The organism is Micromonospora echinofusca (genome assembly GCF_017614955.1).
Classification (GTDB): Bacteria; Actinomycetota; Actinomycetes; order Mycobacteriales; family Micromonosporaceae; genus Micromonospora; species Micromonospora echinofusca_A.
Genome location: NZ_WVUH01000179.1, coordinates 1 through 14,777 on the forward strand (window position 1 = coordinate 1; position 14,777 = coordinate 14,777).

Sequence of the window (14,777 nt, forward strand, 5' to 3'; positions counted from 1 at the left end):
CCCCCGGCACGGGGGCGTGTCGGGCGGCGCGGCTTCGGCGGGTACGTCGGTCAGGTGCCGGGGGAGGGGGTCAGCTGATGCCTGCGTCGGCGCAGAGCTTGGCGTACTCCCCGGTGCAGAGCTCTTCCTTGGTGACGTAACCGTCGGCGACCACGTCCTTGACGTTGTCCTTGTAGATCGCCTTCGGGGTGAGCAGCACGGACGGGACGTCCCGGCCGCTCTCCGGGTCCTTGACCGTCTGGCCGGTCTCCTTCTTCTCACCCTTGGCCAGCCCGATCGCCAGGTCGGCGGCGGCCTGGGCCTCCTGCTTGATCGCCTTGTAGACGGTCATGCACTGGTCACCGGCGAGGATGTTCTGCAGGCCCTGCGGGGTGGCGTCCTGGCCGGTCACCGGGACCTTGCCGTTGAGCTTGTTCTTCTTCAGCACCGAGATGGCGGCGTTGCCCAGCCCGTCGTTCGCGGCGAGGACACCGTTGATCTTGCCGCCGGCCTTGGTGAGCTGCTGCTCGAAGATGGTGCCCGCCTGGGCGTTGTCCCAGTCCGGCACGTCGTCGTCCGGGCCCTTGGTGTACTCGTTCGCGTCGAACTTCGGCTTGAGCACCGAGTCGTAGCCGCTCTTGAAGAGGGTGGCGTTGTTGTCGGTGGGGGAGCCGTTCAGGTACGACACGACCGGGTTCTTGGCGCCCTGGTCGGTCAGGCACTTGACCAGACCCTCGCCCTGGAGCTTGCCGACCGCCACGTTGTCGAAGCTGACGTAGTACTCGGCGGAGCCGCCCAGGGTGAGCCGGTCGTAGTCGATGGTCGCGATGCCCTGCGACTTCGCCTTGTCCAGCACGGCCTTGCCGGTGCCGGAGTCGAGGTTGACGATCATCAGCGCGGTCACCCCGCTCGTGATCATCGCGTCGGCGATGGTGGAGAACTGGGTCTTGTCGCCCTGGGCGTTCTGGATGTCGGCCTCGACGCCCGCAGCCTTGAACGCCTCCTCCAGGAACTTGCGGTCCGCGCCTTCCCAGCGCGCGGAGGACTTGCTGTCCGGGAGGATCACGCCGATCTTGGCGGGCTTGTCGGCGCCCGTGCCGCTGTTGCCGGTGTCGTCGCCGCAGGCGGCGAGGCTGCCCGTGACGAGCAGACCTGCGGTGGCGACGGTGAGGATCCCTCTACGCATGGTGCGGGGTTCCTTTCGGTGGGGGTGGGGGAGGTGTTGTTTTGTTGTGTCCGGCAACGTATTGCTCGGCGCGCGCCGGTGGCAAGAGTGCCGAGGCCACGAGTTTGTTGTCGGCGATAACAATTCAGCAACGTGATCGACATTGACCCGTCACCCGCAGGTCGGCGCACGCTGGTCGACGGGGGCCTGCGGCTCGCACCCTGTCGAGCTGCTCCATCTGTGCCAGCACGCGAGGGCCGGCTGCCGACTCACCTGCTGCACTGGAGGCCGGGGTGTCGGTCCCGGCTTTCCTGGAGGCCGGGGTGTCGGTCCCGGCTTTCCTGGAGGCCGGGGTGTCGGTCCCGGCCGGACGGCCCGACTTCCTGGAGGCGGAGTGGATCGAGGGGGTGGGCGCACCCGTCTGGAGCGGGGTCAGTCAGCGGGTGCGGCGACGTCCGAAAGGGCGAGCCAGCTGGTGGCGGCGGCCGGCGCGGTCAGCGGGTGGCGGCGATGGGAGCGGTGACCGCCCCGGTCAGCGCGACCAGATCCCCCGGGGCGAGTTGCAGCTGCAACCCACGGCGACCAGCGGAAACATAGATCGTGGGAAAGCTCGACGCGGACACGTCGACCACCGTCGGCAACCGCTTGCGCTGGCCGAGCGGACTGATGCCGCCCCGGACGTATCCGGTGCTGCGCTCCGCGAGCGTGCGGTCCGCGAGCACCGCCCGCTTGCCACCCCGGGCGGCGGCCAACGCCTTCAGGTCGAGTTCGCCGGTGACCGGTACGACGGCCACGGTGAGCACCCCGTCGACCTCGGTGACCAGCGACTTGAAGACCTGCCCGGGTGGTACGCCCAGCGCGGCAGCCACCTCGGCGCCGTAGTTCGGGGAGTCCGGCGAGACGTCGTACGGGTGGGTGCTGTGTGCGATCTTCCGCTTCACCAGCAGCGCCGTCGCCGGCGTACCCTGTCCCGCCACGCCGCTGAACCTACCCGATCCGGGGGCGGCACCCGGTCAGGGTGCCACTGCGCCGTCCTGGCCGACCGGATGGCCGATCAGGACGGTCGGCGTCCCGGCCACCCGGGTCAGTACCAGGCTCGCCGCCGTACCGCCCCGCAGTCGCAGGTCACGCCGGAGCTGCTCGGGTTCCAGCGCCGAGCCCCGTTTGAGGATCTCGACCCGACCCACGTCCCGGTCGCGCAGCAGCGCCCGCAGTCGCTTCAGCGAGAACGGCAGGACGTCGGTGACCTCGATGCACCGGGTGAACGGGCTGCGGACCGGTACGTCGGTGTAGAGGTACGCGATGGTCGGGTCGGCGAGGGTCCCGTCGAGGTCGGCGGCGAGTTCGGCGACCAGGTGGGCGCGGACCACGGCGGGATCGGGATCGTGCAGGTACCGGCGTACCCCGGCGACGGCTGCCTCGGCGGTGCCGCTGCCCGAGAGGTGATAAGAAGGGGCCCTTCCTCTACCGGAAGCGTTAAGCGGGGGCCCTTCCTTGCACCGGAGGAGGGTGGCGCGGCGGGGGACCTCGGCGAGCGGGCCGCACCAGAGGGCGGCCTCGACCAGGTCGCCGTCCACGCTGACCCACTCCGCCTCGGCGCCGGCCGGGACGAGGGCGTGGTCGATCCCGGGGGCCACCTTGACCACGGTGCGGGGGACCCGTTCCGCCAGCCCGAGCACGAAGTCCCAGGGTGGTGAGTACGCCGTCGGGTCGAAGATCCGTCGCCCGGTGCCGGCGCGGCGGCGGGCCGGGTCGCAGAAGACCGCGTCGACCCCGGTCACGTCGAAGGTGGTGGCGTCCCCGCACGCCACGGTGACCAGGTCGGCCAGTCCGGTGGCGGCGGCGTTCGCGGCGGCCAGCGCGGCGGTGACCGGGTCGGCCTCCACCGCGTACACCCGGATGCCGGCGCGGGCGGCGGCGAGTGCGTCGGCGCCGAGCCCGCAGCCGAGGTCGGCGAGGGTGGTCACCCCGGCGGCGCGGAGCCGGTCGGCCCGCCGGTCGGCGACCACCCGTCGGGTGGCCTGTTCCAGGCCGGTGCGGGTGAAGAACATGCCGCCGGCCTCGGGCCCGAACTTGGCGACCGCCCGGCGGCGCAGCTCGGCCTGGGTCAGCGCGGCGGCGGCGAGGTCGGCGGGTACCCCGGTGGCCCGCAGCGCCGCCGCTGCGGCCAGCGGGTCGCCGCCGGCCAGTCCGGTCGCCGTGGCGAGGGCGGTCCCGCCCGCCGGGGTACGTAGCGCGGCGAGCTGGTCGAGGTCCACCGGGCCATTGTGGCGCAGCGTCGGGATGCCCCGACGGTCGGCGCCCCGGGCCGGCGGCCGGTGCCGGGGTGCCGGGAGCGCCGGCCGGAAATCCGGAAGCGCCGACCGGAATCCGGTCGCGTCCGGGGCGACACGACCGGGGTTCGTTGGCACTCTCCTTGACGGAGTGCTAGCGATCGGCCTAATCTGCGATTAGCACTCTCACACCGAGGGTGCCAGCTCCCGGGCCTCGGCGCGGGGGCTGAACGCCAGGCGGACCGGCACCCGCGACGACGGCCCCGCCCGGTGGCATGTGGCAGATTGACGCTGGTCAGCTGGACTGACCGGTACAGAAACCAGTACCCCAGGAGGGTATGCCCGTGACTACCGCGACCAAGGTTGCGATCAAGCCGCTCGAGGACCGGATCCTGGTCCAGGCGAACGAGGCTGAGACCACCACTGCGTCGGGCATCGTGATCCCCGACACCGCCAAGGAGAAGCCGCAGGAGGGCACCGTCCTCGCTGTCGGCCCGGGCCGCATCGACGACTCCGGCAACCGCATCCCGGTTGACGTCAAGGTCGGCGACACGGTCATCTACTCGAAGTACGGCGGCACCGAGGTCAAGTACGCGGGCGAGGAGTACCTGGTGCTCTCCGCCCGTGACGTCCTCGCGGTCATCGAGAAGTAACCAACCGATCAGTCGATCAGTGACGCTGCCCCGGTCCGGCTCGCCGGGCCGGGGCAGCGTCGTCTGGAGGGACATAGATGGCGAAGATCCTGAGCTTCTCGGATGACGCGCGGCACCTGCTGGAGCACGGTGTCAACGCGCTGGCGGACACGGTCAAGGTCACCCTCGGCCCGCGCGGGCGCAACGTCGTCCTGGACAAGAAATTCGGTGCGCCGACGATCACCAACGATGGCGTGACCATCGCCAAGGAGATCGAGCTCACCAACCCGTACGAGAACCTCGGCGCGCAGCTGGTCAAGGAGGTGGCGACCAAGACGAACGACGTCGCCGGCGACGGGACCACCACCGCGACCGTGCTCGCCCAGGCGCTGGTCCGCGAGGGTCTGCGCAACGTGGCGGCGGGCGCCAACCCGACCGGCCTGAAGCGGGGCATCGACGCGGCGGCCACCAAGGTCTCCGAGGCGCTGCTCGGCAAGGCCGTCGAGGTGGCCAGCAAGGAGTCCGTGGCGCACGTCGCGACGATCTCGGCGCAGGACGCCACCATCGGCGAGCTGATCGCCGAGGCGATGGAACGGGTCGGCCGCGACGGTGTCATCACCGTCGAGGAGGGCTCCACCCTCGCCACCGAGCTGGAGGTGACCGAGGGTCTCCAGTTCGACAAGGGCTTCATCTCGCCCAACTTCGTCACCGACGTCGAGGCCCAGGAAGCGGTGCTCGACGACCCGTACATCCTGATCACCACGCAGAAGATCTCCGCGATCGAGGAGCTGCTGCCGCTGCTGGAGAAGGTCCTCCAGACCAGCAAGCCGCTGCTCATCGTCGCCGAGGACGTCGAGGGCCAGGCGCTCTCGACGCTGGTGGTCAACTCGATCCGCAAGACCGTCAAGGTCTGCGCGGTCAAGGCGCCGGGCTTCGGTGACCGGCGCAAGGCGATGCTCCAGGACATGGCGATCCTGACCGGCGCCGAGCTGGTCGCCCCGGAGCTGGGCTACAAGCTCGACCAGGTCGGCCTGGAGGTGCTGGGCACCGCCCGCCGCGTGGTGGTCGACAAGGAGAACACCACCGTCGTCGACGGTGGCGGCCGGGCCGCCGAGGTCGCCGACCGGGTCGCGCAGATCCGCAAGGAGATCGAGGCGTCCGACTCCGAGTGGGACCGGGAGAAGCTCTCCGAGCGGCTGGCCAAGCTCTCCGGTGGCATCGCGGTCATCAAGGTGGGCGCGGCGACCGAGGTCGAGATGAAGGAGCGCAAGCACCGCATCGAGGACGCCATCGCCGCCACCAAGGCCGCCGTCGAGGAGGGCACCGTACCGGGTGGCGGCGCCGCCCTGGTGCAGATCTCCCCGGTACTCGCCGACGACCTCGGCTTCACCGGTGACGAGAAGGTCGGCGTGTCGATCGTGCGTAAGGCGCTGGTCGAGCCGCTGCGCTGGATCGCCCAGAACGCCGGCCACGACGGGTACGTCGTGGTGCAGAAGGTCGCCGACAAGGACTGGGGTCACGGGCTGAACGCCGCCACCGGCGAGTACGTCGACCTGGTGAAGGCCGGCATCCTCGACCCGGTGAAGGTGACCCGTAACGCGGTCATCAACGCCGCGTCGATCGCCGGACTGCTGCTCACGACCGAGAGCCTGATCGTGGAGAAGCCGGAGAAGGCCGAGCCGGCCGCCGGTGGTCACGGCCACAGCCACGGTCACGGTCACGGCCACCAGCACGGGCCGGGTTTCTGACCGGTCGCAGTTCGTCGACCCGGGGCGTCCCGCCGCCGATCGATCGTCGATCACGGCGGGGTGCCCCGGGTCTTCTGCTGCCCCCGGATGCTCTTACGGAACGGTGACGTGACTACCGGCCGCTCCGGCGGGTCGTCGAGACTGGTCCGATGAGCAGCACCTCACGTGGGTACGGCGCGCTGGCCGGGATCACCGCCGCCGCCGTGGCGGTCGGTTCGGCGGAACTGGTCGCGGTCGGCACCGGCGCCCGGAGCGCCCCCCTGGTGGCCGTCGGCGGGGTGGTGGTGGACGCCGCCCCGGAGCCGGCCAAGCAGTTCGCCATCGAGCTGTTCGGGGGGTACGACAAGATCGCCCTGCTGGTCGGTACGGCCGTGCTGCTCGGTGCGTTCGCCGCCCTGCTCGGGATGCTCGCCGTCCGCCGGCTGGTGGTCGGACTGGCCGGGGTGGCCCTCTTCGCCGTGGTCGGTGTGGCCGCCGCGGTGACCCGGCCGGGTGCCGGGTTCCCGGCCGCGCTGCCCTCGCTGCTCGGTGGGCTGCTCGGCGGGTTCGTCCTCTGGCTGCTCGTCGCCGGTCCCCTGGAGCCGCAGCCCTGGCCGACCGCCTCCCCCGGGGAGGCCCCGTCGACCGGGGACCGGCCGGCACCGGAGGGACGCCGGCGCTTCCTCACCGGAGCCGGGCTGCTGGTCGGCGCCGCCGCGTTGAGCGGGGTCGGCGGCCGGTGGCTGGCCGGGCGGCGCGGCGTCGCCGAGGCGCGTTCGGCGCTCACCCTGCCGACCCCGGTCTCGCCCGCACCACCGGTACCGGCCGGCGCCGATCTCGCCCGTAGCCAGCTCGCTCCGTACGTCACCTCGAACGCCGCGTTCTACCGGATCGACACCGCGCTGGCGGTACCCCAGGTGGACCCGGAGACCTGGCGGTTGCGCATCCACGGCCGGGTCCGCAACCCGATCACCCTCACCTTCGCCGAGTTGCTGGCCCGTCCGATGGTCGAGCGGTACGTCACGCTCGCCTGCGTGTCGAACGAGGTGGGCGGTGACCTGGTCGGCAACGCCCGCTGGCTCGGCGTACCGATCCGTGAACTGCTCGACGAGGCGGAGCCGCTGGACGGTGCGGACCAGGTGGTGGGCCGGTCGGTGGACGGCTGGACCTGCGGTACGCCGACCGAGGTGCTCCGGGACGGCCGGGACGCCCTGCTCGCGGTGGGCATGAACGGCGAACCGCTGCCGGTGGAGCACGGATTCCCGGTCCGGATGGTGGTGCCCGGCCTGTACGGCTACGTGTCGGCCTGCAAGTGGCTGGTCGAGCTGGAGTTGACCAGCTTCGCGGACTTCGACGCGTACTGGGTGCCCCGGGGCTGGTCGGCGCGGGGGCCGGTCAAGACCCAGTCCCGGATCGACGTACCCCGGCCCCGTAACCGGCTGACCGCCGGTCCGGTGACGGTGGCCGGGGTGGCCTGGGCGCAGCACGTCGGTATCGCCGGGGTGGAGGTACGCGTCGACGGTGGGCCGTGGCAGCCGGCGACCCTCGCCCCGGCGGTCTCCGCCGACACCTGGGTGCAGTGGTCCTGGCAGTGGGCGGCCACCGCCGGTGAGCACACCGTCGAGGTACGGGCCACCGACCGGACCGGGGCGGTGCAGACCGGACGGCGTCGCCCGGTCGCGCCGGACGGCGCCACCGGCTGGCACCGGGTCACGGTGAACGTGCGCTGACACGTCGACGGCGTGACCCCCGGTTCCGGGGCCACGCCGTCGGTACGTCGGACGGCCGTGTTCAGGCCACGTTGCGCTGGGTGGGGACGGTCGACTTGTGCGCCTGCCCCAGCCGGCTCTCCAGGCGGGCGATGTCCACCCGGGTCTGCCGGCGGTCGGCGGCGTCCTCCCAGCCGATGGCGAGCAGCCGCAGCCGCTCGGACTCGCTGAATCCGCCCCAGACGCCGTACGGCTCCCGGACCGAGAGCGCGTGCGCGGCGCACTCCGCCCGGACCGGGCAGGTACGGCAGACCGCCTTCGCGCCGCTCTCCCGCCGGTTGCGGGACGAGCCGCGTTCCCCGTCGGGGTGGAAGAACTGGGCGCTGTCGCGACCACGGCAGGCGCCGAGCCGCTGCCAGTCCCAGAGATCGACGATGGGTCCGGGCAGTCTACGTACGTTCGACATCAGCACCCCTCCTCCCGCGCGGCACCGCATGACCCTGCTGCGACCGGTTCCCGGCGGCGGGCCGCGCTGGCGCACCGTTCCGGTCTGTATCGGTGATACCCAACCGTCCCGCCACTCACACGTGTCTGATCAAGGAGCCCGGATAGTGGTGGTGTTTATCTGGATTTGCCCCAAAAATTTTGTCCGGATCGCCGGGAAAGTCGTCGTGATCAGAGCCGGTCATGGTCTCCTCGTCAGGGAAGGGAGATCCACCGTGCGTACCGTTCTCGTCTGCGTCCGGACCCCACTGGCCGCGCAGCACATCACCGCCGCCGCAGCCCGGCTGGGGTTGTCGCCCGCGGTCCGAACCGCCGTCTCGGACCCCGAGGTGATGCTGCGGCTCGCCGAACGGCCCGCCGACGTGGTGCTCGCGGACACCGCGCTCGCCCGGCCGGACAGCGCCGGATTCGTCCGGCGGGTACTCGCCCGGGCGCCCCGGGCGGCCGTCCTCCTGCTCGGTGCGGCGGAACCGGGCGTGGCGGCCGGCGCGATCAGTGCCGGTGCCCGGGGGCTCATCCCGAGTGCCGACCACGACCTGGTCAGCGCGGTGGCGAAGGCCCTGCTCCTGATCGCCGCGCCGATCCGCCCGGGCCGGCGCCCGGCGACCGTCCAGGGCGGTACCCGGGCCCTGACGCTGCCCGACGCCGGTGACCCCACCGAGGACCGACCGGCCGGCGAACCGGTGCCTCCCGAGGTGACGCACGGCACGGGCGATCCGGCGGTGCGGGTACGCCGGGCGGTGACGCCGGCGGTGACCGGGCGGCCCGCTGCGGCTGCCGGGCCGGCGCCCCGACCCGGGGACGGCGCCTCGGCGCCCACCGTGGTGCCGGTGCAACGCGGCGACGACGTGACCGAGGCACCCGGCGACGAGGAACCGGGGCGGGCGGCGGGTGGCCGGGTCACCCCCACCGGTACCGCTGACCGGTCCACCGGCCCCGGCGGCCGGCCGGGCGACGGATCCGGGGGCCGGGCGTCCGGTCGCGCCGGTGGCGCGGCTGCGGGGGAGGCGTCCCTGCGGGCCGGGGCGGCTCCGGGCCGTTCGGTCGCGTTGACCGAACGGGAACTCCAGGTGCTGCTCGGGATGGCCGACGGCAAGAGCAACGCCGAGATCGGCCGGGAGCTGTTCGTCTCCGAGGACACCGTGAAGACCCACGCCCGTCGACTGTTCCGCAAGCTCGGTGCCCGGGACCGGGCGCACGCCGTGGCCGCCGGGTTCCGGGCCGGCCTGGTCGCCTGACTCGCGACCGCAGCGCGTCAGTCGTCGGTGCCGTCGCTCAGCGAGTCGTGCACCCCGTCCGCGTACCCCCGGGCGTAGTCCCAGGTGACGTAGTGGTCCGGATCCGGGTCGTACGCCGGTTCGTGCACCCGGGGGCGACCGGAGTCGAGCAGGTGACGCAGATTGCCCCGGAGCAGGTCCCAGTCGAAGTAGTGCGGCTCGTGGCAGTCCTCGCACTCGATGACCAGGCCCCGGACCCCGCTGGGGCCGAGCAGGGCCTGGTAGATCTCCAGGTCGGCGAGATCCTCCAGCACGTCCTGCCGTTCCACGTCGGTCAACGGGTCGGTCCGGGCGTCGGCGTCCGGATCGTCCAGCTCGGCCGAGGGATCGGCGGGGTCACCGTCGAACGGGTCGATGGGCTCGTCGTGCACCCCTCCACCGTAGTGGTAACCCCCGGTCACCCGTACACCCGGCATGCGTCGGCGTCGACCGGCGCCCACCGGGGTCGCCGCAGCTCCACGGGTACGATGAGGCACACACGCCGTCACCCCCGTGCGCGCCGGTGACCGTGCGTGTCGTCTCACTGAAGCCCGTCCGACCAGCTCAGGGGAGCAATCGTGGAAAATTCGCCGACCGCCGATCTGCCGACGGGTGCGGACTCCGGCGAGCTGGCCGGGCACCTGCCCGAGTTGCCCGCCGGTTCGGCCCGGGTCGTCCCGCTCGGGTTGACCTTCGACGACGTACTGCTGCAACCGGCCGAGTCCGACGTCGTACCGAGCCGGGTCAACACGGTCACCCGGCTGACCCGCAACGTCACCCTCACCATCCCGCTGCTGTCCAGCGCGATGGACACCGTCACCGAGGGCCGGATGGCGATCGCCATGGCCCGCCAGGGCGGCATCGGGGTGCTGCACCGCAATCTCTCCGCCGAGGACCAGGCCCTCCAGGTCGACCTGGTCAAGCGCTCCGAGTCCGGCATGATCACCAACCCGGTGACGTGCAGCCCGGACGACACCCTGCGCGACGTGGACCAGCTCTGCGGCCGGTACCGGATCTCCGGTGTGCCGGTGGTCGACGCCGAGGGCGGGCTGGTCGGCATCGTGACCAACCGGGACATGCGTTTCGTTTCCGACCCGGCCACCCGGGTCCGGGACGTGATGACCCGGATGCCGCTGGTCACCGCCCCGGTGGGGGTGAGCAAGGACGATGCGCTGGCCCTGCTCCGCCAGCACAAGGTGGAGAAGCTGCCGTTGGTGGACGACGCCGGCCGGCTGCGCGGTCTGATCACCGTCAAGGACTTCACCAAGAGCGAGCAGTTCCCCAACGCCACCAAGGACGAGGCGGGCCGGTTGCGGGTCGCCGCCGCCGTGGGGGTCGGCGAGGACTCCTACAAGCGGGCCCGCACCCTGGTCGACGCCGGGGTGGACGTACTGATCGTGGACACCGCGCACGGCCACCAGCGGGCGGTGCTGGAGATGGTGGCCCGGCTCAAGCGGGACACCGCCGTCGACGTGGTCGGCGGGAACGTGGCCACCTACTCGGGCGCGAAGGCGCTGGTCGAGGCGGGCGCCGACGGCGTGAAGGTGGGCGTCGGCCCGGGTGCCATCTGCACCACCCGGATCGTCGCGGGTGTCGGTGTGCCGCAGGTCACCGCGATCATGGAGGCCGCCCGGGCCTGCCGTCCGGCCGGTGTGCCGGTCATCGGTGACGGCGGTATCCAGTACTCCGGCGACATCGCCAAGGCGCTGGTGGCCGGGGCCGACACGGTGATGCTGGGCAGCCTCCTGGCCGGCTGCGAGGAGAGCCCGGGGGAACTGCTCTTCATCAACGGCAAGCAGTTCAAGGCGTACCGGGGGATGGGGTCGCTGGGCGCCATGCAGTCGCGGGGGCAGGCCCGCTCGTACTCCAAGGACCGTTACTTCCAGCAGGACGTGCTCAGCGAGGACAAGCTGGTCCCCGAGGGCGTCGAGGGCCAGGTCCCCTACCGGGGTCCGCTCGCCGCGGTCGCCCACCAGCTCGTCGGTGGCCTGCGCGCCGCGATGGGGTACGTCGGCGCGGAGAGCATCCCCGAGCTGCACCGTCGTGGCCAGCTCATCCGGATCACCGCGGCCGGGCTCAAGGAGAGCCACCCGCACGACATCCAGATGACCGTCGAGGCGCCCAACTACCACACCCGCTGAGCCACACACCCCTTCTACCCTGGAGCGACCCATGCGAGACGTGGTCGAGATCGGGCTGGGCAAGACCGCGCAGCGCGGCTACCACCTGGACGACATCGCCATCGTGCCGAGCCGCCGGACCCGGGACGTGGACGACGTCTCCACCTCCTGGCAGCTCGACGCGTACCAGTTCGACATCCCCTGCCTGGGGCACCCCTCCGACGCCACGATGAGCCCGGCCTCGGCCACCCGGCTCGGTCAGCTCGGCGGTCTCGGCGTGCTCAACGTGGAGGGGCTCTGGACCCGGTACGAGAACCCGACCAAGATCCTGGAGGAGCTGGCCGGACTGGGCGAGGACGCCCCGGCGACCCGGCGGCTCCAGGAGGTCTACACCGAGCCGATCCGCCCCGACCTGATCGCGGAGCGGGTCCGCGAGCTGCGGGCCGGTGGCGGCACGGTGGCGGTGCGTGTCTCGCCGCAGCACACCCTGGCGCTCGCCCCGGTGATCCTGGACGCCGGGGTGGACATCCTGGTCATCCAGGGCACCCTGGTCTCCGCCGAGCACGTCTCCACCACCGACGAGCCGCTGAACCTCAAGGAGTTCATCGCGGACCTCGACCTGCCGGTGGTGGTCGGGGGCTGCACCGACTACAAGACGGCGCTGCACCTGATGCGGACCGGCGCGGCCGGCGTGATCGTCGGGGTGGGTGGCGACCAGTGGTCGACCACCGAGTCGGTGCTCGGTATCCGGGTGCCGATGGCCACCGCGATCGCCGACGCGGCGGCGGCCCGCCGGGACTACCTCGACGAGACCGGTGGCCGGTACGTGCACCTGATCGCCGACGGTGACGTGCAGACCTCGGGTGACATCGCCAAGGCGCTCGGTTGCGGGGCGGACGCGGTGATGCTCGGTGAGCCGTTGTCGCTCTGCGAGGAGGCCCCGGCCGGCGGCGCGTGGTGGCACTCGGCGGCCAGCCACCCGTCGCTGCCCCGGGGTGCCTTCGAGCCGTCCGGTGAGCCGCTCGGGTCGATGGAGAAGCTGCTCTTCGGCCCGGCCGACGAGCCGAACGGCCAGCTCAACCTCTTCGGCGGCCTGCGCCGGGCGATGGCCAAGTGCGGCTACCGCGACCTGAAGGAGTTCCAGAAGGTCGGCCTGGTCCTGGACCGCTGACCCCTCCGTCGGACGCGGACCGGCCCCCCGCGCAGTGATCAGCGGGGGGCCGGTCTGCTTTCCGGTGCGGTGGATCAGGCGGTGCCGGTGGCCCAGGCGGTGCGGTGGATCAGGCGGTGCCGAACTCCACCCAGTTGAGGTTCACCAGACCGGTGGCCGGTCCACCCGGTACGGCGGAGAAGACCAGGTAGAGCCGGTGCGCCCCGGCGGGCTGGGCGACCGGGACGCTGGTACTGGTGAACGCGGTGTTCCCGGTGGTGGCGTTCAGGGTCGCCGACCCGACCAGCGGACCGGTCGGCGAGTCCAGCCGGAGCTCGACGGTGGCGCGCGGGGTGCCGGCGGTGGCCGCCGAACCACCCGAGTGCCGCAGGGTCACCGTGGCCACCCCACCCAGGTTGATCGGGTCGAACGCGACGTGGTCACCCGGGTCGATCCCGCTGACGTGCTGCCCACCACCGGTGTCCCCGGTGTTGGCCAGCGTCACGCCCTGCTGGACCTGGGCGTACTCGGCCTGCTGGCGCGGGGTCTGGATGATCGCCTGACCGACCGTGGTCAGCGGGGCCTGCCCGCCGCCGCCGAGATCGGTGTAGGAGGCGCTGATCCCGCCGTACAGGTACCCGCCGGCGTGGTCACCGCCGTCGGCCGGGGTGGGGATCGTGCCGGTGCAGCCGCTGGTGGAGCTGTCCGGGTGACCGTGGGTGTCGTGGCCGAGGACGAAGCTGACCGTCACCCGGCTGCAGTCGATCGGCCCGTCCTCCGGGTCGGTGACGGTGATGGTGAACGGCACGTTGTCGCCCCAGGTGAAGAAGCTGCCGGCGACCGGGGAGGTGACGGTGACCGTCGGTGCGGTGTTGCCGACCACGACGACCCGGGTGAGTACGGCGGTCTTCCCGCTGGAGTCGGTCACCGTGAGCCGGGCGGTGTACGTGCCGTTGGCGGTGTAGGTGAACGACGGGTTCGGGTCGGCCGAGTCGACGGTGCCGTCGCTGGTGAAGTCCCAGGCGAAGGAGATCGACTCGCCGGGGTCCGGGTCGCTGCTGCCGGCCGAGGAGAAGTTCACCGTCAGCGGCGCCTGCCCGGAGGTCGGCGACGCGTTCAGCGCCGCCACCGGTGAGCGGGTGCCCTTGACGTAGCGGATCACCGAGAGCTGGGCGTCCGGGTTGGCCCGGAAGAAGCCGTCGCCGTACTCCAGCAGGTAGAGCGAACCGTCCGGGCCGAACTCCATGTCCATCGGGTTGTCGAAGACGAAGCCCGGCAGGAACTGCTCCACGCCGACCAGGTCGCCCCGGCCGTCGGTGCGCATCATGAAGATCTTGTCCCGGGTGAACTCACCGAACACCACCGCGTCCTGGTAGTACTCGGGGAACTTGACCGGCGAGTCGAGGTCGGCGTCGTAGGAGTAGATCGGGCCGCCCATCGGGCCGACGCCACCGGTACCGATCACCGGCCACCTGAAGTCGCAGGGGGTCGCCGGGTTCGACAGGTACGCCCCGGCGCACGGGGTGGTGGCGCCGAAGGTGTACCAGAACTGCGGCTGCTGAACCGGCGGGAGCACGGTACGGCCGGTGTTGCGCGGCGAGTTGTTGACCGGGGCCGCGCAGTCGAAGGGTGCGCCGGAGGTCCGGGTGACGAAGTCGTAGTCGACGTACGGCAGGGTCGGCGAGTAGCAGTACGGCCAGCCGTAGTTGCCGGCCTCGCGGGTGGCGAACCACCGGCCGGTACCCTCCGGGCCCCGGGTGGCGCTCGGTACCCGGGAGTCCGGCGAGTAGTCGCCGATGTAGACCATGCCCTTCGCGTCCACGTCGAACCGGAACGGGTTGCGCAGACCCATCAGGAAGATCTCCGGCCGGGTCCTGTTGTCGGTGTCCTCCGCCTCGGGGAAGAGGTTGCCGTCCGGGATGCTGTACGTGCCGTCCGCCTTGACCTTGATGCGGAGCAGCTTGCCGCGCAGGTCGTTGGTGTTGCCGGCGGAGCGCTGCGCGTCGTAGCCGGGGCCCTGGGTGGGGGACTCGTTGATCGGGGTGAAGCCGTCGGAGCCACCGGCGTTGGTGTCGTCGCCGGTGATCAGGTAGAGCTGGCCCTTGCCGTCGAACTTGATCTCACCGGCGACGTGGCAGCAGATGCCCCGGTCGGCGTCGACCCGCAGGATCTGCTGTTCGGTGCTCAGGTCCAGGTGCGGGGTCGGCTCGTCCACCAGCTTCACCCGGGAGAGCTGGTTGTAGCCCTTGAACCGGTCCCAGG

The 14,777-nt window shown here is 71.8% G+C and carries 12 protein-coding genes; 6 read left to right on the forward strand and 6 right to left on the reverse strand.

Features of this window, described 5'->3' with window-relative positions; translation table 11 throughout:
* Positions 1-70: 70 nt before the first annotated feature.
* The 3 genes from GSF22_RS19780 to GSF22_RS19790 form a co-directional block, all read right to left on the reverse strand.
* Positions 71-1,165 carry a sugar ABC transporter substrate-binding protein gene (locus GSF22_RS19780; protein WP_208815206.1) on the reverse strand — a complete coding sequence of 365 codons (1,095 nt, stop codon included), beginning with the start codon at positions 1,163-1,165 and terminating at the stop codon, positions 71-73.
* Positions 1,166-1,638: 473 nt separating this feature from the next.
* Positions 1,639-2,121 carry a Cys-tRNA(Pro) deacylase gene (gene ybaK, locus GSF22_RS19785; RefSeq protein ID WP_208815207.1) on the reverse strand — a complete coding sequence of 161 codons (483 nt, stop codon included), beginning with the start codon at positions 2,119-2,121 and terminating at the stop codon, positions 1,639-1,641.
* Between the two features lie 36 nt (positions 2,122-2,157).
* Positions 2,158-3,402 (reverse strand): THUMP-like domain-containing protein, encoded by a 1,245-nt coding sequence (locus GSF22_RS19790; RefSeq protein ID WP_208815208.1) that lies wholly within the window; start codon positions 3,400-3,402, stop codon positions 2,158-2,160.
* A 353-nt stretch (positions 3,403-3,755) separates the two neighbouring features.
* Here GSF22_RS19790 and groES point away from each other — a divergent pair, with 353 nt between their 5' ends.
* The 3 genes from groES (at position 3,756) to GSF22_RS19805 (ending at position 7,506) form a co-directional block, all read left to right on the forward strand.
* Positions 3,756-4,070: a co-chaperone GroES gene (gene groES / locus GSF22_RS19795; RefSeq protein WP_208815209.1), complete on the forward strand. Its 315-nt coding sequence runs from the start codon at positions 3,756-3,758 to the stop codon at positions 4,068-4,070.
* 77 nt (positions 4,071-4,147) lie between these two features.
* Positions 4,148-5,797 carry a chaperonin GroEL gene (gene groL, locus GSF22_RS19800; protein ID WP_208815210.1) on the forward strand — a complete coding sequence of 550 codons (1,650 nt, stop codon included), beginning with the start codon at positions 4,148-4,150 and terminating at the stop codon, positions 5,795-5,797.
* 149 nt (positions 5,798-5,946) lie between these two features.
* Positions 5,947-7,506: a molybdopterin-dependent oxidoreductase gene (locus tag GSF22_RS19805; protein WP_208815211.1), complete on the forward strand. Its 1,560-nt coding sequence runs from the start codon at positions 5,947-5,949 to the stop codon at positions 7,504-7,506.
* Positions 7,507-7,567: 61 nt separating this feature from the next.
* On the opposite strand, the gene GSF22_RS19810 is transcribed toward GSF22_RS19805, so the two are convergent.
* A complete protein-coding gene (locus GSF22_RS19810) occupies positions 7,568-7,951 on the reverse strand; it encodes a WhiB family transcriptional regulator (RefSeq protein WP_208815212.1) in 384 nt (127 codons plus the stop codon).
* Between the two features lie 253 nt (positions 7,952-8,204).
* On the opposite strand from GSF22_RS19810, the gene GSF22_RS19815 reads away from it, so the two are divergent.
* Positions 8,205-9,227, forward strand: a complete 1,023-nt coding sequence (locus GSF22_RS19815) for a helix-turn-helix transcriptional regulator (protein WP_307804140.1) — start codon at positions 8,205-8,207, stop codon at positions 9,225-9,227.
* A gap of 17 nt (positions 9,228-9,244) precedes the next feature.
* Here the strand turns inward: GSF22_RS19815 and GSF22_RS19820 are convergent, their stop codons facing one another.
* On the reverse strand, positions 9,245-9,637 hold the full coding sequence (locus GSF22_RS19820; protein WP_208815214.1) for a DUF5319 domain-containing protein: 393 nt from the start codon (positions 9,635-9,637) through the stop codon (positions 9,245-9,247).
* Between the two features lie 186 nt (positions 9,638-9,823).
* Here GSF22_RS19820 and guaB point away from each other — a divergent pair, with 186 nt between their 5' ends.
* Both guaB and GSF22_RS19830 read left to right on the forward strand, forming a co-directional pair.
* Positions 9,824-11,386: an IMP dehydrogenase gene (guaB, locus tag GSF22_RS19825; RefSeq protein WP_208815215.1), complete on the forward strand. Its 1,563-nt coding sequence runs from the start codon at positions 9,824-9,826 to the stop codon at positions 11,384-11,386.
* A gap of 31 nt (positions 11,387-11,417) precedes the next feature.
* Positions 11,418-12,536 (forward strand): GuaB3 family IMP dehydrogenase-related protein, encoded by a 1,119-nt coding sequence (locus GSF22_RS19830; RefSeq protein WP_208815216.1) that lies wholly within the window; start codon positions 11,418-11,420, stop codon positions 12,534-12,536.
* A 109-nt stretch (positions 12,537-12,645) separates the two neighbouring features.
* On the opposite strand, the gene GSF22_RS19835 is transcribed toward GSF22_RS19830, so the two are convergent.
* Positions 12,646-14,777 (reverse strand): carbohydrate-binding protein (locus GSF22_RS19835; protein ID WP_208815217.1); only part of this gene is annotated, 2,132 nt, incomplete at its 5' end.

Bases quoted from the DNA above. Each gene is read 5' to 3' on its own strand.
- GSF22_RS19805 (WP_208815211.1), top strand. From the start codon at position 5,947: ATGAGCAGCACCTCACGTGGGTACGGCGCGCTGGCCGGGATCACCGCC.
- GSF22_RS19810 (WP_208815212.1), bottom strand. From the start codon at position 7,951: ATGTCGAACGTACGTAGACTGCCCGGACCCATCGTCGATCTCTGGGAC.
- GSF22_RS19780 (WP_208815206.1), bottom strand. From the start codon at position 1,165: ATGCGTAGAGGGATCCTCACCGTCGCCACCGCAGGTCTGCTCGTCACG.
- GSF22_RS19830 (WP_208815216.1), top strand. From the start codon at position 11,418: ATGCGAGACGTGGTCGAGATCGGGCTGGGCAAGACCGCGCAGCGCGGC.
- groES (WP_208815209.1), top strand. From the start codon at position 3,756: ATGCCCGTGACTACCGCGACCAAGGTTGCGATCAAGCCGCTCGAGGAC.
- groL (WP_208815210.1), top strand. From the start codon at position 4,148: ATGGCGAAGATCCTGAGCTTCTCGGATGACGCGCGGCACCTGCTGGAG.